We start from the raw sequence: 20,019 nt of genomic DNA, 5'->3' as shown, positions 1-20,019 counted from the left end.
GGGCTCATTTGGAGCTGTCATCCACGATCCGGCCGTCTTCCATACGTAGAACGCGGTCGCAATGCTCGGCGAGTTCTGGATCGTGCGTGATGACCAACAGAGTTGCACCCGTTTCCTCACGCCGTCCAAACAACAATTCGACGATTTCATGGCCCGTAGTGGCATCGAGATTGCCTGTGGGCTCGTCAGCAAAGATCAGGCTGGGGCGGGGCGCGATGGCGCGGGCAATGGCAACGCGTTGCTGCTCACCGCCGGAAAGCTGTTGAGGATAGTGATCAAGACGGTGTCCCAATCCCACCGCTTCGAGCTCGCTCTTGCTGCGCGGGTGTGCGTCCGTATCGCCTGAAAGCTCCATAGGCGTTGCAACATTTTCGAGCGCAGTCATGGTCGGCAGTAAGTGAAATGCTTGCAGAACGATGCCAATACGACCTCTGCGAGCGCGGGCCAACGCATCCTCGTCCATTGAGGAGAAATTGGCGCCAGCCACCAACAATTCTCCGCTCGTGGCGCGCTCGAGACCTGACAAGACCGCCATAAGCGAGCTTTTGCCGGAACCGGATGCGCCGAGCAGGGCAACTGTCTCGCCATGCTGGATTTCTAAGTCGATACCACGGAGGATTTCTACCGGGGCGGCTTCAGTCCCCAGAGTAAGCGTCAGGTTTCGGGCGGAAATTGCGGGTTGAGAATCTGTCACTTGGCTGCGATGGCATAGGCTGAAGGGTGGTACAAGGAAGCTCGCCGATGGTGATACGTTGTTTATCGATACCTATTTCAGCGCTTTTGCTCGCGTCATGCGGTGGGGCGGCTGACCCTCAACCAAAGCCTGAGGAGCAAGTTCGTTCCGAACCGCAGCCAATTATGGGCCCCGAACGAACGATTCTGGCGTTCGGGAACAGCCTGTTTGCGGGCTATGGTGTGGGTAAAGAGAACTCCTATCCCGCTCAGTTAGAGGCAGCGATGCGGGCTCGGGGTATCAATGCCAAGATAATAAATGCTGGCGTGTCTGGCGATACAACGGCGGCTGGGTTGCAGCGTTTGGCCTTTACACTGGATGCGCAGGAAACAAAGCCGGAGCTGGTATTGCTGGAGCTGGGCGGCAACGATTTGCTGCGCGGGCTATCGCCTGATGCGACGCGGGCCAATTTTGAGGCGATGCTTGATGAACTAAAGTCGCGCGAGATTCCCGTCCTCCTTATGGGTATGCGCGCGCCGCCCAATTATGGGCCGGAGTTTCAACAAAAGTTTGATGCGCTGTACGGAGAACTGGCCGAAGAGTATGGCGTCGGTTTGGTCCCGTTTTGGCTGGAAACCATCTATCAACGGCCAGAGTTGTTTCAGAATGATCGTATTCACCCGACGTACCGAAGGGCTTGGGGAACTGGTTGTTGCGACCAAGGATGCGGTAGTTGCGGCATTGCCAGAGGTTGAGCCTAGCGGGGGCTAACTCCGCCATCCCGCACATTCCAGATCGCGGCTTCATCCAAGATAGTTTCGAAGGGGGCGGCCTCAGTGCCGGTCATCCATACTTGCGCGGCCCCAGCGCGCAGCCGGTCAAACAAGGCCGCACGGCGATCTGGATCAAGATGAGCGGCAACCTCATCCAGCAATAGTAGCGACGCGCGCCCTTTTTCGGCCAGAGCGGCATGTGCCAAGGTCATAGCCAGCAGCAGCGCCTTTTGCTCACCCGTCGAACACTGCGCGACTCGGTGCGCGTTTCGCCGCGTAGAGCACTTCCAGATCATCGCGGTGCGGCCCTGTCAGGGTCCTTTGCGCAGCGCGATCGCGAGCGCGCCCGTCATGCAACGCCTGGCTCAACTGTTCGAAACCCACGGGTCCACCTGCGGCATATGTGAGAGCCGGGCGAGGGAAGGGCTGCTCTTCCTGCGCAACGATTTGCGCCATCATGGCATCAACCAGGGCTGCGCGCCCCTCAGCCAGTTTTGCGCCATGCTCAGCCAATTGCGCTTCTATGGCGTCAAGCCATTTTGCATCCGGACTGCGATCATCGGCTAATATCCGGTTGCGCTCGCGCAGCGCATTTTCATAGCGGCTGGCATGGCGGGCGTGCTCTGGATCGAGCGCGAGGGCCAGCCGGTCCATGTAGCGCCGCCTGTCCTGCGCAGATCCTGTAAAGAGGCCATCCATCGCCGGGGTCAGCCAACCTAAGGCGAGCCATTCCCCAAGTGCGATGGCGGAGCTATCGGCAGTGTTGATGCGAACCTTGCGGCGGCTCGGGCTGGGCGGCCTCCGTATAGGTGCCGATCCTGACGGGATCAGTATCGCCATCAAGCGATCCACCGATGGCAAAGCCGCTATTCGTATCGGCCAGCACCATATCAGCCAATGCGGCGCGTCTCAGCCCGCGACCAGGCCGCAAAGAGCGACAAAGCCTCCAACACATTGGTTTTGCCCGCACCGTTCGGGCCAATCAGCAGATTGAGCTTTGTCGTGCCATCAAGGCTCGTTTCCGCATGATTTCGGAAGTTGGACAGGGTGATGCGGGAAAGGCTCATGGACGCAGATTTGTTAGCTGTCCCAGCGTCACCATGCCAGTTGTAAACTCATGTTTCCAAATATTGGTGAAAATTCCCAACCTTTCGGATTGATGAACAATCTCCGCAGGTATGAAATGCTTAAGAATGGCTGAATCCTGAGGTTTTTTGAGTTTGGCACGCTGGTTGCATTGTATTGGGCAACCCGGGGATGACCTCAGGGGAGACACACAAAAAAGGACTTTATCATGGCAAACTTTATCGACAACCGCGCATTCGCAGCAGTTTCTGCTTTTGCGATCTCAGCAATGTTCATGGCCGTCGCCATCGTTCCAGCAAGCCCATCGGGCCTGATCGCATAATTCACCAACACCACACTTAAACATAAAGGAATTTGAAAATGACCAACCTGATCGACAATCGCGCATTTGCCGCAGTTTCTGCTTTCGCGATCTCAGCAATGTTCATGGCCTTTGCCATCATCCCTGCAAGCCCTTCTGGCCTGATCGCTTAAGCCACCACACCACACAATAATTGAAAGGAAACATCGAAATGTCACCGTTTGAGTTCAACAGCAGCAAGGTAGTCGCCGCAGCGTTCTCGCTGGCCGTATCTGCCGCATTCATGGCAACAGCCATCATTCCTGCCAGCCCAAATGGATTGATCGCATGAGCAATCTGAACAAAACCAACCCCAAGTCAGTGAACCAGGGCGGTCCGCCGTCGAACAAATTCCAGCTGGACCGCCACAATGGCAAGCTCATGGGTGTATGCTCAGGTCTCGCCCGCTACTTCGATGTTGATACGACAGTTGTACGTCTTGGCTTCGTTGCATCGGTACTTCTTGGTTTCGGCATGCCAATACTGATCTACCTTGCCATCGGTCTGATCGCAGATTGAGCGTAGCACAAGAAAAGCGGATCCCGGTTTTTAGGTCGCTGCGCTAAGCAAGTCACACATTGATGAATAGAACCGGGAGGGGCCATCTGGCCCCTCTTTTTTGTGTCGGTTTACAACTGGGCGGATGCCCAAGTCGCACAAAAACTACATAGCGCTGATACCGCCATCGAGCTTGATCTCCGCTCCGGTCATAAAGCGGCTTTCATCGCTAGCGAGGTAGACAATCGCATTTGCGATGTCGTTAGGTTCTCCGACGAATTTCAGTGGGATTTGCCGGGCAAGCTTATCCAGCAAAACATCCTTGTCGAGCGACGCGGCCTTGGCGGTTCCATCAAGGATCGGCGTATCGACGAACGTGGGGTGCACCGAATTACAGCGGATTTGCATATTCTTCTTCGCACAATGCAGCGCGATCGATTTGCTCAGCATCCAGACCGCCGCCTTGCTGGCATTGTACGCGGGCATGGTGTCGCTTGCAATCAGACCTGCGATAGAGCTGATGTTTACGATCGATCCGGGCGCATGCTCGCGCATTAACGGCAGTGCCTTCTGGCATCCATGGAAGATGGAATCGACATTGATCGAAAAGCAGCGCTGCCAGTCTTCGAAATTGCAGTCTTCGATATTTCCAGGCACGCCGATGCCAGCATTGTTGATCAGGACATTGAGGCCGCCAAGTTGCTCTTTTGCGGCATCAATGGCGGTTTCCCACTGCAGAGGGTCAGTTACGTCATGCGCAATAGCATAGGCGGTCCCGTCGCCAAGCTCTGCATTGATCAGCTTGGCCGTTTCAGCAGCACCGGCACCATTCACGTCAGTGCACAGAACACGCGCGCCTTCCTCAGCCAACCTCATGGAATGCGCGCGTCCAAGGCCCTGCGCAGCACCGGTTACCAATGCCATTTTGCCCGCAACACGACCACTATCGCTAGCTGCCATACTCCACTCTCCCGCTAGAATTCTCTCTCCCAGCAGCATGAGCATGCGCACATCAATCCCGCAACCTTCAGCGCGCTTTTCGGCAATAAATTCTGTGAGGCTGTCTAACGCGACGCGGTGAACAGTGATGTTTTCGCTCTCCGTCCCGCCGCCTTCACCCATCTTTGTTAGTTGGCTCGCCCGCACAAGCGTAAAACTCTCACTCACCATCCCAGGCGAGGAGTAATACTCACCGCAATCTTCGAGTTTACCAGCGCGATAGCCTGTCTCTTCTTCGAGCTCGCGACCTGCAGCAGCCAGATCGTCTTCGTCTTCCACGCCATCTTCATCACCAATGAGCCCAGCCGGCAGCTCCAAGCACGGCTTACCCATTGGCACGCGATATTGCTCAACCAGAAGGACATGCCCGTCCTCCACGGCCAGGATGACGGCTGCGCGGATATTGCGCGTTCGTACCGACATATTCCCAGCGACCACGAACTTTGGCTGCGACGAACTTGCCTTGCCAGACGATTTCTTCTGGCGCGTGGGCATCTGGAATAGGCATCAGACCTCAATCAACCTGTCAGGCAGCTCGTTCTGATCATCTTCCGCGCGCGGGAAGTGCTCGGACAGAACTTTGCCAACATCACGCACTCCGGCGGCCATACCTTCGGCGATGCGACCCTGTTTTATCTCGGCCAGCATATCTGCCATCGCCTCACCCCAGACTTCCGCATTGACTTGTTCTGCGATTGGCTCGTCCGCAACAATCTCCGCGCGATGTTCTTGCATGGAAAGATAGATCAGCACGCCCGTGCGGCCATGAGTGCGGCGTTCAGCGCCAACTTTGAAATGCTTGATCGCCCGCACATGTACGCGCGATGTTTTCACGGGGCTGGGGGTGAAGAGAAACCGCAACGGGTCCCAGCTTAGCACCAGCCATGCCCCAATGAATTTCAGCAGTCCCAGAGCGATAGTCATGCTGGCCAGCTCGCCGGTGGTCCATTCGTGGGTCCAACCGCCGATCAAACCGTCCCATAAGTCCATGAAGGGCTGGGGGACGAGCGCGAACACGCTCATGGCAGTGAAAGCCGCGCCAACGGCCCACCACAGCACCACGTCGCTATATTCATCAGAGCGGTCAGCCAAAACGGTGACGATTTCGCCACTGGTGGTTAGCTCTGCTTCCGCGACCGCGTCAGAAACGATTTTGTGCTGCGCCTCGTTAAGATACGCCATGTGTCACCACCCTCCCGAGGCGCCACCGCCACCGAAACTGCCACCGCCGCCAGAAAAGCCGCCGCCAAAGCCTCCTCCTCCGAAGCCGCCGCCACCGCCCCAGTCATCTCCATCAGAAAGAGCGCCGCGAACGATTGCGCTGCCCACTTCCCAAAGGATGATGTCGCGCGCCGTATCACCCGCACCGCGATAGCGCCGCTTACGCCCGCGGCCGCGCATCATGGGAAGGATGAAGAAGAAAAAGAGGAAGCCTAGCCAAATCAACGCACCGAAGGGAAAGCCACCATCGCTCTGGCGCTGTTGTGTTGCCTCAACCGTAATCTGGCGCGCTTGATCCTCTGGCAATGAAAGCTGTGCGACAATCGCATCGGTGCCGGCGACAATCCCGCCGGGATAGTCGTCCTCACGAAAGCGCGGGATGATCTGGTTTTGGATAATGATCGAAGACAGGGCATCGGTCAGATACCCCTCCAACCCGTAGCCAACTTCGATGCGCACCTTGCGTTCATTGGGCGCAACAATCAGCAGCGCGCCATCATTGCGCTCCGCATCGCCAATGCCCCATTCCCGACCCAGCCGGTATCCATAGTCGGCAATGTCATAGCCTTGAAGATCGGCAATGGTTGTGACGACTAGCTGCCTTTGTGACTGAGCCTCTAGAGCTGCCAGTTTCTGTTCGATCTGCTGTTCCTCTGCGGGCGAGAGGATATCAGCCTTAGTCAACAACACGACCGGTCAGTTCGGGGAATGCCTGCGCGTAGGCAGGCCCAATAAAAGCAGGCGACGCGATGAGCGTCGCCGCCAAGCACAGTAAGCCAAGGAGACGTTGGGCCACTCTTATTCAGACGATAGATCGATTTCAGGAGCAACCTCTGCGCCTTCGGTTGCGGCTTCATACGGTGCAAGCGGTTCAGCACCGTGAATGATATTTGCGCCGATCGTGTCGGGAAAGGTCCGGATTGTCGTATTATATTGGCGCACGGACTCGTTGTAGTCCCGCAATGCCACGGCGATGCGGTTCTCTGTGCCTTCCAACTGGCTTTGCAGCGCAAGATAGTTTTGGTTCGATTGGATCTGCGGATAGGCCTCAAAACTAGCAAGCAGACGCCCAAGCCCTTGGCCCAGCTGACCTTGTGCCGCAGCAAACTCTGCCATTTTGTCCGCATCACCCAGATCAGAGGCGTCCACATTGATCGCGGTCGCACGGGCGCGCGCCTCGGTAACCTCGGTCAGGATCGCACGCTCATTATCAGCAGCACCCTGCGCAACCTCAACCAGGTTAGGGATGAGGTTTGCACGCCGTTGAAACTGCGCCTCAACATCGGCCCATTTCGCTTTAGCGTTCTCTTCAGCGGCTGGAACAGAATTGATCCCGCAAGCGGAAAGACCGAGCGCGGCGGCGGCTAAAATGGATGTGCGAAATGCAACAAAAGGTTTCATGATGGTCCTTCCCCTTCAAATAACTGTCTTACTTAGATAGCACGCCTACTCCCCGTTTCAAGGTTAACGAGGGGTTGTTACCGCAAGGCGGGCGTGGCAATACACCGCCGAGTTCAAGTGGGTTGTGGGAGTTGAGAATGCTGAGTGAATTCAAGGATTTTATTGCCAAGGGCAATGTGATGGAACTGGCCGTTGCGGTTATCATCGCGGGCGCGTTTGCGGTGATCGTTGCTTCTTTAACGGATGATATGATTATGCCAATCGTCGGCATGATTTTCGGCGACGTTGATTTTAGCGCGAAATACACTGTGCTGTCAGGCGCGGAACTGGTTGAGCCAGGCATGTCGCTCGAAGCGGCGCGCGAAGCCGGGGCCAACGTGCTGGCGTGGGGTTCTTTCGTAACATCAATTATCAATTTCCTGATCCTCGCTTTCATAATTTTTATGTTGGTTCGTTACGCGAACAAGGTGAAAGAACGGCTGGAAGAACCAAAGGAAGAGGAAGAGGCAGGCCCGAGCGAGATCGATCTGCTAACCGAAATCCGGGATGCGTTGAAAAAGTAAAGGTTTGTTTTGCTGGTGTGCTCGGGACCTTCGTTCCGAGCTTGCCCAGCCACCCGCGCCCTCCACCCTTCCACCCGGAGTCTACCGGGACATTATCCGGCTGAAACGGTGGAGGGCGCGGGTGGTTGGGGTCTAAGACAAAACTACATACACTTCACATTAAGCGGGCAGGGTCTATATAGGCTCTGCCCGTTTTTGCGGGATATGGCGATAAATTGCGCTGTGTAATAGATACAACGGACCCGGGGGCAGTACCCGGCGGCTCCACCATAATATGCGGTTTTCGCGCACGTTTTGAAGGGGCCGAACTAGGATCGACGTGTATTGAAAGACAGTGTTTTTGCCCGGCCTGAGTAAGCTGTTTAAGGCTCACCTTTATAAGTGCAAACGATAACGAAGCACTCGCAATCGCTGCGTAATGTGACGGCCTAACGGCCTGAATTTACAAAGCCTATGCGCGGTTGGACCCACCGGGCAACAGAAGCGGATTCCGGGGCTCCGAGGGTAGCTAGCAACAGAAACCCTCACCTTCTTCCAATTATTATCGCCGCGCCAACATCCGCTGTAATTTCTACCGATAGCGCAGGAAAATCACATAAAGCCGCTCCAGCACTGACAGAAACGTTGCATTGCGCGCCGCCAGGCCCAATGGGCGCAGCATTGGGATCGCTCGCCACATCGCCGCGAACGCAGCAGCTCCCGACAGGATTTTCCCACCTTCACTAGCGTGAAAGCGGGCCAACAAATCTATCTGATTAATCGGGCATGCCGACGGAGCACCGCCGGACACATCGACAAACTCAATTGCGTTTCGGCTGTCCAGCCGACGCATGACTGCGATCTCCTTCTGACATAGCGGACATGCACCATCGAACCAGACTGTTACTTGCTTACTCACATGCTCCAAATGGGGTGATCAACCGTGAACGCAAGCAAGCTGAAGCGATCGAAAACTGTCCCGGGCAGTTCCGCCCACGGCCCTTTCGATGCCGAATCGCCCAAATACTGTCGGCGGATCGACAAAGTGGCAAAAAATACTTGGTTCGATCGAATCTCGTCGCTGCAATACAATCGTACGGAAAGAAGTATTGTTCATGCCCATTCAACATCAACACATTATCCACAGGGATACCCACATGGTAGTCTTAACTTTCCTTGAAAAGGACGACCAGGTGTCAGCATAACCTGACATCTGTCGGCAGGGGGCCGTCTTGGAGGGGTGGCGAATGACACCGGATCGTGCGCTCGATTTCATGAATGACATGCTGTGGTCAGCCGCCGTAATTGGTGGACCGGTCATGCTCGCAACGCTGCTGGTTGGGCTGACGGTGTCGATATTTCAGGTCGCCACCCAGATTCAGGAAATCACACTTTCTTACGTCCCAAAAATCGTCACAGCCGGATTGATGCTTGTCATTCTGGGGCCTTGGATGGTGGCCAAGCTCACAAGCTTTGCTCGTGATCTCTACCTGACAATCCCGTCGCTAGCGCAATAGCGGCAGGGCGGGGCGTGTGAGCGAAATCGTCAACATCTGGATCGCCAGCCTGTTGGTGGCCTTGCGGATCGCTCCTGCGCTCGCGTTTGCACACCCGTTCACGTTTCTCCGGGTGCCCGTCACAGTGCGAGTATTGTTGGCGATTGGTTTGTCGTTCTGGCTGGTCGCAGCGCGCCCTGAATTGACCAGTGCTCGTGTTGCAGAGGTAAGCTTACCCGGTCTGGTAATGGGTGAGCTGGTTCTCGGCATCGCAATTGCGCTTGGCCTGCAACTCGCATTCGCGGCGATTTTGTGGGCAGGGCGCTCGCTCGACATTCAGGCGGGTTTTGGTCTGGCCATGCTGGCTGACCCGACAACGAACGCGCAAATCCCGTTGGCCGGAACTATTCTGGCCTACACCGCAGCGATGATTTTCTTCGCGACGGGTGCGCAATATGATCTGCTCGCATTGTGGCTTGCCTCTGTAGAGACACTGCCAGTCGGATACGGGATTATTCAGCCGGATATGGCGGCGGTCGGTACTTACCTGGCTGGCGTGTTTTTCCTCGCCGTTGGCCTGATCGGCGCCGCTATGCTGGCGATCTTCCTCACTGACATTGTGATCGCATTTCTAAGCCGCACCTTGCCGCAAATGAACGTGCTGCTCCTCGGCTTTCAGGCAAAGGCCATGGTGATGGTCGTGACGCTGCCTATTGCGATGGGTTTTGCAGGGGCGCTGTTCCTGCGCCTGATGCGGATGGCGGTGACAGAGCCAGGCAAGTTCTGGGTGATACCATGAGCGAAGAGGGCCAGGAACAGAATAAGAGTGAGGAGCCAACCCCCTTCAAGCTCAGGAAAGCGCGGGAAAAGGGGCAAGTCGCGCGCGGTATGGATCTCGGCTTTGTGGGCAGCCTGATCGCGCTGGCCGCCGTGGCAATGTTTGCAGGTAAGATGTTCTTCGGTCGATTGGCCGATATGATGCAGTATAGCTTTGCCGCAGGGATAACGGGGAAGGGCGATCCGGTTGAGGCGCTCGGTGTGGTCGCTGCGACCTATTGGGGCGCATTTCAGCCACTCATTATTCTTGGTGCGGTCATCATCATCGTGCTTGTCACGCTAGAATTGATCCAATTGCGCGGGTTCATCTTCACCACGCAACCACTCAAGCCTGACTTCAAGAAACTCAATCCTGCGAAGGGTTTAAAGAAGTTGTTCAGCATGCGGATGCTGAAAGAGACACTGAAAAATATCGTGAAATTCTTCGCCTATTGTACTGCCGCCTGGTTCATCGGAGTTGGCGCTCTGGAGACATGGGGCACACGGCTGGTGGACGCCAGTTGGCTGGTTCGCGCGATGGAGGAAAGCGCATCACGTCTGTTGTTTGTATTCATCGCTCTGGCGTTCGTTTTTATGGTGATCGACCAGATCATCGTTCGCCGCGAATTTCACAAGCAGATGCGAATGAGCCGCCGCGAAGTAACGCGCGAGACAAAGGACCGCGAAGGTGAGCCACGCTTCAAGCAGAAGCGAAAGGAAATCCATCAGCAGATGCGCGAGCAAAGCGAAGGGCTAGGCGCCGTTCCCGGATCAGATTTGATGGTGGTCAACCCGGAACACTATGCGGTTGCGCTGAGGTATGATGCGGAGACCATGTCTGCGCCAGAAGTTCGCGCCAAGGGGCGAAATCACTTCGCCCAGCTGATGAAGCGCAAGGCGCGGCTCCACGCGGTACCGGTCATTTCCAGCCCACCGCTTGCCCGCGCATTGTTTGCTGATTGCGCCAAGGGGCAGGCCATCGGGCCGCAACATTATCACGAGGTCGCGCATCTTTATCGCCGCCTTGCCAATCCACCCGCTGCTCAGCGGGCGAAAGCTCCTGCTGCCTCGCAGCAGGCCACCACCGAAGGATAATCGCAGATGCTCGGTAAGATGTTTGATGGGAATAAGGATCTGGTGCTGGTTTTCGGCACGATCCTCATCCTGGCAATCCTGTTCTCGCCAATCCCGCCGGCGATGCTGGACTTCGCGATCATTCTGAACTTCGGCTTCGCTTTCACCATCCTGCTTCTGACGTTTTACGTCGCGAAACCGGTCGAGTTCTCGACCTTTCCCTCGATCTTGCTGGTCGCGACATTGTTCCGATTATCGCTCAATGTCGCGGCGACGCGGCTTATCCTGACCGGCGCCGATGCTGGCGAGGTCATCGATTCCATCGGATCCTACGCAGTACAGGGCAATTTCGTTATCGGGCTTGTCGTCTTCGCGATTTTGGTGGTCGTGCAATATGTTGTGGTGACCAGCGGTGCACAGCGTGTTTCAGAGGTTGCTGCTAGGTTCACACTCGATTCCATGCCAGGTCAGCAGATGAGCATTGATGCCGATTTGAACCTTGGCCTTATCGATCAAGACGAGGCGCAGGCTCGCCGCGAAGATCTGGAGAAAGAGGCGGCCTTTTACGGGTCGATGGACGGCGCATCGAAGTTTGTGAAGGGTGATGCGATCGCCGGGATCATCATCATATTGATCGATATTATCGCCGGATTGATTGTCGGTGTTGCGCAAATGGGCATGAGCTGGGGCGAGGCTCTGCAGCGCTTCACCCTGCTGACGATTGGTGATGGTATTGCGACGCAGCTCCCCGCGCTGATTATCGCTGTCGCAACGGGTATTATCGTAACGCGCTCTTCGGCTGACCGGCAGCTGAGCACTGAGATTTTCAACCAGCTCTCAAGCGTTCCGCGCATTCCCTTGATCGTCGCAGGAATCCTGCTGGTGATGATGTTGCTGCCCGGCATGCCCAAATGGCCGATTGCTATTGTCGGCGTGGTTGCTTTGGTCGCGTGGATACGCATCCGCAATGCAAAGAAGGCGGAGGCTTTGGAACAAGCGATAGAAGACGAGGCTGGCGATACGAGTACCGTGGCTGAGGGTCAGGCAATCGAGCTCAAGCTGGGCGCTGAGTTGATGGAAGCATGGAAGGATCGTCAACCCCTGTTGCTTGATCGCATCGCGACACAGCGCAAGACAATCGAGCGTAATTTTGGCCTGTCACACCCCAAAGTAAGCATCTCCGAAGATGCTGATCTGGGAGGTCATGATTATCAGATATCCATTCACAAAGATGCCTATGGCAATGGACAAATCCACCCCGACCGGGTGCTGGCCTTGAAACAGGGCGAGCATTCTGGGGCGTTGGAGGGCATTCCCGACCGGGACCCTGCATTTGGCTTGGAAGGTGTATGGATCGAACCATCACGAGCTGATGATGCGCGGGAAGCCGGCTATAGCGTTGTCGATCCCGAGACCGTGATGACCACGCATCTCAACGAAGTGATCAAGACGGAGATCCCGGCATTGCTCACACGAGCCGCAACGGTGGAGCTGCTTGATCAAGTGCGGGCACGCCAGCCCGGCCTGATCGAAGAATTAGTGCCAAATGTCATGACCGCATCGGATGTGCAGCGGGTTCTGCAAAACCTGCTGCAAGAAAAGGTGTCGATCGCCAATATCGATATCATCCTTGAGACGTTGGTCGATATTGGGCGACAGGATAAGGACCCGGTTATGCTGAGCGAGAAGATCCGGCAGAGCCTCTCAGTGACGATCTGCTCCGCGCTGCGTGGGCACCACTCTGATCTCGCCGTGCTAAGCCTCGATCCGCGCATTGAAAACCGCATCGTTTCGCAATTGGGCGAGGGAATTTCGGAGAACCTGATCGCCGCAGATCCCCGACTTGCCGAGCAATTACTGAAAGCGCTCGCGCCGCTCGTCGACAGAATGATCCGGCAAGGGCGGAACCCCGTTTTGCTGTGTGCAGGGCCGATCAGACGCGGTATGGTGAGGCTGGCCCAGCGAACTATCCCGCAACTTTCGGTGATCTCGGTGGATGAGGTTCCTATGCGGATTGCGTTGAGCAGTTTTGATGTCGTGAAGCTGCAGGACCAAGAAGCACCAGAGCCGGTCGCATAAGGGGGCGTAAGGAGAGATGATAATGGCAACCCAAGACGCGCAAGATCGGCTGGACCAACTCAGTTCTTTCCTTGAGGCGGATCCCGAAAACCTCGCGCTGCTGAATGATTGTGCGCAGGCCGCGCTTGATGCTGACAAGCCGGACAAAGCGGCGGCGTTTTTCAAGCAGATAGATGCGGTTGAACCGCTGGCGGCTGGCGCTGCCAATATTGCCGGGATTGCCGCCATGCGCAGCGGCGACCAACTGTCTGCGCAAAAGTGGTTTTCGCGAGCGTTGGATGACAACCTTGGCGATGCGGGACTGAAGTTCAATATCGCCTGGAGCAAGGCGCTGGACAAGGATTTTGAGGGCGCTGCAGAAATGCTGGATGACGACGTGCTTGCCGAACTGCCGCAGGCAGCGATGCTCGATCTGCAAATTGGCCATGAATTGGGGCAGTTTGATGAGGCGGCTGAGAAGATGGAAACGTATCTCGAAAGATATCCCGATTACGGGCCTCTACAAGCGGCAGCATCGGTGCTCGCTATGGATGTCGACCGGCCTGAGCTGGCACGCGTAGCGGCGGAAAAGGGCGGTGATCATCCAGATGCATTGACCACGCTGGCGACGCTCGATTTGGGTGACCGCAAGCTGGACGTGGCCCGCGCGCAATATGAAAAGGCGCTGGCGACCCGGGCGCATAATCCACGAGCGGAGATCGGGCTGGGGCTTGTGGACCTGGCTGAAGGGAATGCCACCAATGCCGCGCTTCGGCTCGATAAGGGCGCAGAGCAATTCGGCGATCATCTGGGCACGTGGATTGCGGCTGGTTGGGCGCATTTCATTGGCGGTGATTTGGATAAAGCGCGCGAGCGGTTTGAAACCGCTCTGACGCATGATGACAATTTTGGTGAAGCGCACGGCTCGCTCGCTGTGATTGAATTGCTGCAAGGGGATACAGAATCGGCTGAACGACGCATTGAGGTGGCCAAGCGGCTCGACCGCGACGCATTTTCCACCGCGCTGGCCGCGATGTTGTGGGAACAATCGCAGGGCAATCAGGAAAAGGCAGAGCAGATTTTCCGCATCGCCTCTCAGCAACCGATCCTGCCCAATGGTGCGACACTGATGGATGAACTTATCAAGGCCTTGGGTACTACCTAAAACCTCAGTTTTTCCCTTGTGTTTTTCAGGCACGGTGAATAACGGAGGCCTTCTTCAATCACAGGCCCGATTGATTCTATCGGACATAGTTGTGAATGAAGCGTAGCTGCTGGGGTGTGGCCAAGTGGTAAGGCACCGGTTTTTGGTATCGGCATTCGCAGGTTCGATCCCTGCCACCCCAGCCAAGCTATCACTTCTTACGAAAATGCAATGACAAGCAGCGGATGCTCCCGCTAGGCATGCGAAATGACCGATTTTGCCCCTTCGCTGGAAGATGCACGCGCTATTCTTGATCGCCTGATCGCGTTCGATACGACATCACGCAACAGCAATCTTGCGCTCATCGATTGGGTCGAAGCGTATCTGGCGGAGCATGGCGTGGCTGCCCAGCGCGTGCCCAATGAGAACGGCGACAAGGCCAATCTCTTTGCTACTTGCGGCCCGATGGTGGCTGGCGGAGTGATCCTGTCGGGGCACAGCGATGTAGTTCCCGTGGACGGTCAGGATTGGACCACCGATCCGTGGGTGGTTCATGAGGATGCTGGCAAACTTTACGGGCGCGGCACATCTGACATGAAGGGGTTTATAGCGCTCGCGCTCGCTTGGGTTCCGCAATTTGTGCATGGTTCAAAGCCTGTCCATCTTGCAATCAGTTATGATGAAGAGGTGGGCTGCAAGGGTGCGCCAGCCATGATTGATCGGATGGCGCAGACCGTGCCTGCACCGCGCCTCGCAATTGTGGGCGAACCCACATCCATGCGGATTGTGACAGGGCATAAGGGCATCACCGTTCATGAGGTTCAGGTCCGCGGGGTTGAGGCGCATAGCTCGCTGGTCGATCACGGAATTTCGGCCAATGCTATGGCGATTGAGCTGATGCATTGCCTGATGACAATCGCAGACGATCTGCGCGCCAATGCTGATCCGGAAAACGGGTTTGATCCGCCATACCCAACACTCACAGTTGGCGTGATGGAAGGCGGAGAGGCTGCCAATATTCTCGCTGGCAAAGCGCGGTTCGAATTCGATCTGCGGTGCCCGCCGGGCCATTCGGCGAGCAAGATACTTGCGCCGTTTATGCAGAGAGCCGAGGAACTCGCTGCAAGCATGCAGGCACGTTTCCCGGAGTCTGGGATTGCGATCGCTCGGCTAGCCGATGCGCCCCCTATGACATCTGGCGGGAGCGAGGATGCGGTGGCATTCGTGCGAAGGCTGACCGGCGAGAATTTGCCGCCGTCAAACGTATCCTACGCGACCGAAGGGGGGCAGTTTCAACAGGCCGGCTTCCCGACTCTGATCTGCGGCCCGGGCTCAATCGAGCAGGCGCACCAACCCGATGAGTGGATTGCGCTGGATCAGTTTGAGGCAGGCGCAAAATTTATGGCCCGTCTTGCCGAAGAATTGGCTTGAAAATAGCAGAGCTATGTACCCAGCCACCCGCACCCTCCACCCTTCCGCCCGAAAAATAATCCGGTAGGCTCCGGGTGGAAGGGTGGAGGGTGCTGGTGGCTCCGCCAAACAGATTTACAGCTTCTTCCCGTCAAAATCAGCGGCGGAATGACGCTCAAGCAACTGTTCGTCTTCCTCGCCCCACGCCTTGTTGACGATCCGGCCACGCTTCACCGCTGGTCGTTCCAGCAATTGGTTCGCCCAGCGCTCTACATGCGTGTATTCGTGGATGGATAGGAACTTGCGGGCCTCGCCATAAATGTTGCCAGTAACGAACGGTGCAAACCAAGGGAGGGTCGCGATGTCGGCGATGGTATAGTCAGCGCCGCCTAGAAATTCGCTTTGCGCAAGCCGCTGATCCGCGACGTCGAAGAGGCGTTTTGCCTCCATGGCATAGCGGTTGATAGGGTATTCGTATTTTTCGGGCGCATAGGCGTAAAAATGCCCGAAGCCGCCGCCAATAAACGGCGCGCTGCCTACCTGCCAGAACAGCCAGCTCAGCACTTCTGCACGGGTATGATTAGTCGGCAGGAACGCGCCAAACTTTTCCGCCAGATGCATCAGGATTGCGCCGCTTTCAAAAATGCGGATCGGCTGGTCGCCACTACGGTCAAGCAATGCAGGAATTTTCGAATTGGGATTGAGATCGACAAAGCCAGAGGTGAATTGCGCGCCATCGCCAATATTGATGGTCCAGGCGTCATATTCAGCGCCCGAATGGCCCGCTTCAAGCAGCTCTTCCAGCATGATTGTCGCTTTCACACCATTGGGTGTCGCAAGCGAATAGAGCTGGAAGTCATGCTCTCCAATCGGCAGATCCTTCTCCTCACGCGCGCCCGCCGTCGGGCGGTTGATGCTGGCAAATTTTCCGCCATTTTCGGCGTCGTGAGTCCAAACTTCGGGCGGGGTGTAAGTGGGATCTGCCATCTCTTGTGCTCCTGAAAATGTGTTTAGCTCGGCGCTAGGGTCTGTGCTCTGAGTTCGCAAGTTTTCGGAACTTAGTTACGCGCCCGCGAGTATTTAGTAGACTATGGCTGAGCTTATCTATGTCGATGACAGTTTACCCGGTATCACTCGTAAGGGTGCAGGAAAGGGTTGGGCTTATTATGACCCAAAAGGTAACCTGATCACCGATCAAAAAGAGCGGGAGAGGTTGAACGCCATAGCCCTGCCGCCGGCATATGGTGACGCCTGGTTTTGCCCAGCACCCAATGGCCACATTCTTGCGACCGGCAAAGATGCGCGCGGTCGCAAACAATATCGTTATCACCCTCAGTTTCGTATCCAGCAAGAGGCCAGCAAGTTCGACAATTGCATCGCCTTCGGGCGATTGCTGCCGCTGGTTCGCAAGCGCGTGGCAGATGATCTGTCGCAGCGCGCCTTAACGCGCGAGCGCACCATAGCGAGCGTTGTGCGTCTTTTGGATCTCGGTGCCATTCGCGTTGGTCACGAGGCGTATACGAAAAGCAATAAGAGCTTTGGCGCAACAACACTGCGACAGGACCATCTCAAGCTAACCGGTAAAACCTTGCGGCTCAGCTATAGAGCGAAAGGCGGACAGGATCGAAAAGTGTCGGTTACGGATGCGAGCCTGGCACGAGCTGTTCGTCGTATGCAGGATTTGCCAGGGCAAAACCTTTTTCAGTTCATCGATGAAGATGACGCGCGGCATCCGGTCGGCTCTGGCGATGTGAATGACTACATCGCTGAGACAATGGGGGAGCGATTTACCGCAAAGAATTTCCGCACATGGCATGCGAGTGTCGAAGGCTTGCAGTGCATTGTGGAAGCTGAAGGTCAATTGCACATGAGCGATATGCTGGAATGCGTTGCGGAAAAGCTGGGCAATACGCCTGCGGTTACGCGCAAGAGCTATATTCACCCCGCAGTGCTGGCGCTGTTGGACGACGAACCACTGTGTCAGGACATTTTATCTATGCCACGCGCGACGCAGTGGCTCAGCCGTGAGGAACGTCTGCTGATCGACCTGCTTGAAGAGGCGCCGACGGCTGAGAAATTGCTTGCCGCATAGTATCCTTTGGGGATACTGAGGACTCATGCATCGTGCAGGCAACAAGATCCGGCAATGGCGGGATAGCCATGATCCGCCGCTTTCTGCTGAGGAATTCGGCGAGCGTTATGGCGCGCCTAATTCTTGGCCAAGCCGCACAGTTTATGGCTGGGAGGCGAAGGGCAAAATCGCCCGCGCGCCAGTGCAGAAACGACTTGCGGAATTGGGCGTTTGCGAGCCGGCTGACTGGCTCGAACCGGCACCCTCTGAACCCACCTCCAACCCATCTCTGGCATCCCCACAAAGGGCAAATCGAATGACCAAAGCAATTCACCCATTCTATGATTTGCACACGCACGGTTTTGTGAGGGTCGCCACTGCCACTCCGTGCGTGCGGCCAGCCGACGTTGCGTTCAACACGGACAGCGTGATCGCGGAGGCGCGCAAGGCACATGATCTGAACGCCGATTTGGTCGTTTATCCAGAGCTGACGCTGTCCGCCTACGCCATCGATGATCTTCTGTTGCAGCAGGCTCTGCTTGATCGTGTTGAGGATGCGGTGGCGCGAGTGGTGATGGCGAGCGCGGACATTACCCCGGTTCTGGTTATAGGAGCGCCCATTAAGCGCGGTGACAAAATCTACAATTGCGCGCTCGTCATTGCGAGTGGCGAGCTGCTGGGCGTCATCCCTAAAAGCTATCTGCCGAACTACCGCGAATTCTATGAGAAGCGCTATTTTGCCCACTACCGCAACTGTCAGGGGCTGTCGATTTTGGTGAACGGCACAGAAGCACCGTTTGGAACGGATTTGGTATTTTCGGCGGCCAACCTCCCCGACTTCACCATCGGCGTGGAAATTTGCGAGGATTTTTGGGCACCCAATCCACCGGGGACGCTCGCTGCGCTGGCAGGGGCGCACATCCTCTGCAACCTTTCAGCATCGCCAATTACGATTGGCCGCGCAGATGATCGGCATCTGCATTGCCGATCCAGCAGCGCGCGTTCGATTTGTGCGTATGTCTATTCGGCAAGCGGTCACGGCGAGAGCACCACAGACTTGGCCTGGGATGGGCAGGGTGTGATCTATGAGATGGGTGAATTACTAGCTGAAAGCGAACGCTTTGATCGCGAGCCCGAGCTATGTGTTGTCGACATCGACACACAACGGATTGTCTCAGAACGCACCCGGAATCAGACATTTGCAGATGCTGCTGAAGCGCATGACCGACCGGAAGACTTCTTTCGTCATATCGAATTCAATCATGCCGGTGCCGACAAGAACGATCCCCGCGATATTGGGCTGATCCGGCCAGTGCGCCGGTTCCCATTCGTTCCGAACAGCCAATCGACCCTAGACGAAGATTGCTACGAAGCTTTCAACATCCAGGTTGATGCACTGATCCGCCGGATCGAGGCGACCCATGCCAAGAGCTTGGTGATTGGTATTTCGGGCGGGCTCGATTCAACGCACGCATTGATCGTTGCGGCGAAGGCATGTGACCGCCTGAGCCTGCCACTCAGCACCATTCGTGGATATACGATGCCCGGTTTCGCGACGTCCGATCATACCAAATCGAACGCGTGGAAATTGATGGAGGCGATGGAGATCACCGCCGAGGAAATCGACATCAAACCAGCGGCTGAGCAGATGCTGAAAGATATGGACCATCCCTTTGCTGATGGCGAGCCGGCATATGATGTCACGTTTGAGAATGTGCAGGCGGGATTGCGCACAGATTATCTGTTCCGTCTTGCCGGGCATCACAGCGGCTTCGTTGTTGGCACTGGCGATTTGTCGGAGCTTGCGCTTGGCTGGTGCACTTATGGCGTCGGCGACCACATGAGCCACTATGGCGTCAATGCTGGCGTTCCGAAAACGCTTATTCAATATCTTATCAGATGGACGATTGAGACGAAGCAGTTCCACGATATGTGTGGTGAGGTGCTGGGGGCAGTGCTCGACACTGAAATCTCACCAGAGCTTGTGCCAGCTGGCGAGGATGGCACGATCCAAAGCACCGAAGACCGCATTGGACCATACGAGCTCAATGACTTCTTCCTTCATCACACGATTCGCTACGGACAGCGGCCCAGCAAGATCGCGTTTCTCGCCTATCATGCGTGGCGCAATGCCGACGCTGGCTTGTGGCCAGCAGGCTTTTCCGATGCGCGCAAGAATGAGTATGATCTGGCGACGCTGAAGGCATGGCTGGAGAACTTCTTGCGTCGATTCTTTGGCTTCAGTCAGTTCAAGCGGAGTGCGTTGCCAAACGGTCCGAAAGTCAGCTCTATGGGTGCGCTATCACCGCGCGGAGACTGGCGCGCGCCGTCCGATGCGGTTGCTGATGTGTGGCTTGATGACCTCAACGCAAACGTGCCGGACAGCTAAACGGCCATCCGGCACGCTGATTACATGG

General features: G+C 56.2%; 21 protein-coding genes, 1 tRNA gene, 1 other RNA gene and 2 pseudogenes. 16 read left to right on the top strand and 9 right to left on the bottom strand.

The features are described 5' to 3' along the window. Positions 1 to 4 precede the first annotated feature (4 nt). Positions 5 to 694 carry an ABC transporter ATP-binding protein gene (locus ACZ1GM_RS10260; RefSeq protein ID WP_472676371.1) on the bottom strand — a complete coding sequence of 230 codons (690 nt, stop codon included), beginning with the start codon at positions 692 to 694 and terminating at the stop codon, positions 5 to 7. A 164-nt stretch (positions 695 to 858) separates the two neighbouring features. Here ACZ1GM_RS10260 and ACZ1GM_RS10255 point away from each other — a divergent pair, with 164 nt between their 5' ends. Continuing rightward, positions 859 to 1,428, top strand: a complete 570-nt coding sequence (locus tag ACZ1GM_RS10255; protein WP_472676370.1) for an arylesterase — start codon at positions 859 to 861, stop codon at positions 1,426 to 1,428. A 2-nt stretch (positions 1,429 to 1,430) separates the two neighbouring features. On the opposite strand, the pseudogene recF reads toward ACZ1GM_RS10255, so the two are convergent. Further along, positions 1,431 to 2,513, bottom strand: a pseudogene (gene recF, locus ACZ1GM_RS10250) (DNA replication/repair protein RecF). Positions 2,514 to 2,740: 227 nt separating this feature from the next. Here recF and ACZ1GM_RS10245 point away from each other — a divergent pair. From ACZ1GM_RS10245 to ACZ1GM_RS10230, 4 genes are read left to right on the top strand one after another with little or no spacing between them, the layout of a single operon-like run. Beyond that, complete coding sequence (locus tag ACZ1GM_RS10245) at positions 2,741 to 2,854, top strand: recombination protein F (RefSeq protein ID WP_472676369.1); 114 nt, start codon at positions 2,741 to 2,743, stop codon at positions 2,852 to 2,854. A 38-nt stretch (positions 2,855 to 2,892) separates the two neighbouring features. Next, complete coding sequence (locus ACZ1GM_RS10240; RefSeq protein WP_472676368.1) at positions 2,893 to 3,006, top strand: recombination protein F; 114 nt, start codon at positions 2,893 to 2,895, stop codon at positions 3,004 to 3,006. Positions 3,007 to 3,044: 38 nt separating this feature from the next. Beyond that, positions 3,045 to 3,164 carry a recombination protein F gene (locus tag ACZ1GM_RS10235; RefSeq protein WP_472676367.1) on the top strand — a complete coding sequence of 40 codons (120 nt, stop codon included), beginning with the start codon at positions 3,045 to 3,047 and terminating at the stop codon, positions 3,162 to 3,164. Further along, positions 3,161 to 3,391 (top strand): PspC domain-containing protein, encoded by a 231-nt coding sequence (locus tag ACZ1GM_RS10230; protein ID WP_472676366.1) that lies wholly within the window; start codon positions 3,161 to 3,163, stop codon positions 3,389 to 3,391. The genes ACZ1GM_RS10235 and ACZ1GM_RS10230 overlap by 4 nt, the downstream gene beginning before the upstream one ends. Before the next feature lie 144 nt (positions 3,392 to 3,535). Here ACZ1GM_RS10230 and ACZ1GM_RS10225 read toward each other — a convergent pair whose 3' ends face one another. From ACZ1GM_RS10225 to ACZ1GM_RS10205, 5 genes and pseudogenes are all read right to left on the bottom strand, one after another. Continuing rightward, positions 3,536 to 4,330, bottom strand: a complete 795-nt coding sequence (locus ACZ1GM_RS10225) for an SDR family oxidoreductase (RefSeq protein ID WP_472678545.1) — start codon at positions 4,328 to 4,330, stop codon at positions 3,536 to 3,538. 15 nt (positions 4,331 to 4,345) lie between these two features. Then, positions 4,346 to 4,877, bottom strand: a pseudogene (locus ACZ1GM_RS10220) (NUDIX hydrolase); the annotation flags it as partial. After that, complete coding sequence (locus ACZ1GM_RS10215) at positions 4,877 to 5,551, bottom strand: TPM domain-containing protein (RefSeq protein ID WP_472676365.1); 675 nt, start codon at positions 5,549 to 5,551, stop codon at positions 4,877 to 4,879. The gene ACZ1GM_RS10215 and the pseudogene ACZ1GM_RS10220, both read right to left, overlap by 1 nt. Before the next feature lie 3 nt (positions 5,552 to 5,554). Continuing rightward, positions 5,555 to 6,274 carry a TPM domain-containing protein gene (locus tag ACZ1GM_RS10210; RefSeq protein WP_472676364.1) on the bottom strand — a complete coding sequence of 240 codons (720 nt, stop codon included), beginning with the start codon at positions 6,272 to 6,274 and terminating at the stop codon, positions 5,555 to 5,557. 114 nt (positions 6,275 to 6,388) lie between these two features. Next, positions 6,389 to 6,991 (bottom strand): LemA family protein, encoded by a 603-nt coding sequence (locus tag ACZ1GM_RS10205; RefSeq protein ID WP_472676363.1) that lies wholly within the window; start codon positions 6,989 to 6,991, stop codon positions 6,389 to 6,391. A 137-nt stretch (positions 6,992 to 7,128) separates the two neighbouring features. Between ACZ1GM_RS10205 and mscL the strand changes: the two genes are divergently transcribed. Together mscL and ssrA are read left to right on the top strand one after the other, a co-directional pair. Further along, a complete protein-coding gene (gene mscL, locus ACZ1GM_RS10200; protein ID WP_472676362.1) occupies positions 7,129 to 7,554 on the top strand; it encodes a large conductance mechanosensitive channel protein MscL in 426 nt (141 codons plus the stop codon). A gap of 149 nt (positions 7,555 to 7,703) precedes the next feature. Continuing rightward, positions 7,704 to 8,046: a transfer-messenger RNA gene (gene ssrA / locus ACZ1GM_RS10195) on the top strand. A gap of 79 nt (positions 8,047 to 8,125) precedes the next feature. On the opposite strand, the gene ACZ1GM_RS10190 is transcribed toward ssrA, so the two are convergent. Then, positions 8,126 to 8,452: a thiol-disulfide oxidoreductase DCC family protein gene (locus tag ACZ1GM_RS10190; protein WP_472676361.1), complete on the bottom strand. Its 327-nt coding sequence runs from the start codon at positions 8,450 to 8,452 to the stop codon at positions 8,126 to 8,128. A 328-nt stretch (positions 8,453 to 8,780) separates the two neighbouring features. On the opposite strand from ACZ1GM_RS10190, the gene fliQ reads away from it, so the two are divergent. From fliQ to argE, 7 genes are all read left to right on the top strand, one after another. Further along, positions 8,781 to 9,050 carry a flagellar biosynthesis protein FliQ gene (fliQ, locus tag ACZ1GM_RS10185; protein ID WP_472676360.1) on the top strand — a complete coding sequence of 90 codons (270 nt, stop codon included), beginning with the start codon at positions 8,781 to 8,783 and terminating at the stop codon, positions 9,048 to 9,050. 16 nt (positions 9,051 to 9,066) lie between these two features. After that, positions 9,067 to 9,828 carry a flagellar biosynthetic protein FliR gene (locus tag ACZ1GM_RS10180; RefSeq protein WP_472676359.1) on the top strand — a complete coding sequence of 254 codons (762 nt, stop codon included), beginning with the start codon at positions 9,067 to 9,069 and terminating at the stop codon, positions 9,826 to 9,828. Further along, positions 9,825 to 10,940: an EscU/YscU/HrcU family type III secretion system export apparatus switch protein gene (locus ACZ1GM_RS10175; RefSeq protein ID WP_472676358.1), complete on the top strand. Its 1,116-nt coding sequence runs from the start codon at positions 9,825 to 9,827 to the stop codon at positions 10,938 to 10,940. The genes ACZ1GM_RS10180 and ACZ1GM_RS10175 overlap by 4 nt, the downstream gene beginning before the upstream one ends. A 6-nt stretch (positions 10,941 to 10,946) precedes the next feature. Then, positions 10,947 to 12,998 carry a flagellar biosynthesis protein FlhA gene (locus ACZ1GM_RS10170; RefSeq protein WP_472676357.1) on the top strand — a complete coding sequence of 684 codons (2,052 nt, stop codon included), beginning with the start codon at positions 10,947 to 10,949 and terminating at the stop codon, positions 12,996 to 12,998. 22 nt (positions 12,999 to 13,020) lie between these two features. Next, complete coding sequence (locus ACZ1GM_RS10165; RefSeq protein WP_472676356.1) at positions 13,021 to 14,142, top strand: tetratricopeptide repeat protein; 1,122 nt, start codon at positions 13,021 to 13,023, stop codon at positions 14,140 to 14,142. Positions 14,143 to 14,252: 110 nt separating this feature from the next. Continuing rightward, positions 14,253 to 14,327 (top strand) — tRNA-Gln (locus tag ACZ1GM_RS10160). 61 nt (positions 14,328 to 14,388) lie between these two features. Then, complete coding sequence (gene argE / locus ACZ1GM_RS10155) at positions 14,389 to 15,552, top strand: acetylornithine deacetylase (RefSeq protein ID WP_472676355.1); 1,164 nt, start codon at positions 14,389 to 14,391, stop codon at positions 15,550 to 15,552. Between the two features lie 114 nt (positions 15,553 to 15,666). On the opposite strand, the gene yghU is transcribed toward argE, so the two are convergent. Next, complete coding sequence (gene yghU, locus ACZ1GM_RS10150) at positions 15,667 to 16,518, bottom strand: glutathione-dependent disulfide-bond oxidoreductase (protein WP_472676354.1); 852 nt, start codon at positions 16,516 to 16,518, stop codon at positions 15,667 to 15,669. A gap of 103 nt (positions 16,519 to 16,621) precedes the next feature. On the opposite strand from yghU, the gene ACZ1GM_RS10145 reads away from it, so the two are divergent. Further along, positions 16,622 to 17,623 carry a DNA topoisomerase IB gene (locus ACZ1GM_RS10145; RefSeq protein WP_472676353.1) on the top strand — a complete coding sequence of 334 codons (1,002 nt, stop codon included), beginning with the start codon at positions 16,622 to 16,624 and terminating at the stop codon, positions 17,621 to 17,623. A 295-nt stretch (positions 17,624 to 17,918) separates the two neighbouring features. Beyond that, positions 17,919 to 19,991: an NAD(+) synthase gene (locus ACZ1GM_RS10140; protein WP_472678544.1), complete on the top strand. Its 2,073-nt coding sequence runs from the start codon at positions 17,919 to 17,921 to the stop codon at positions 19,989 to 19,991. Positions 19,992 to 20,019: the final 28 nt, after the last annotated feature.

Source organism: Qipengyuania sp. JB2-7 (assembly GCF_055693485.1).
The sequence above is the reverse complement of the archived record's forward strand: the minus strand, read 5'-3'. Positions and strand labels throughout refer to the sequence as shown.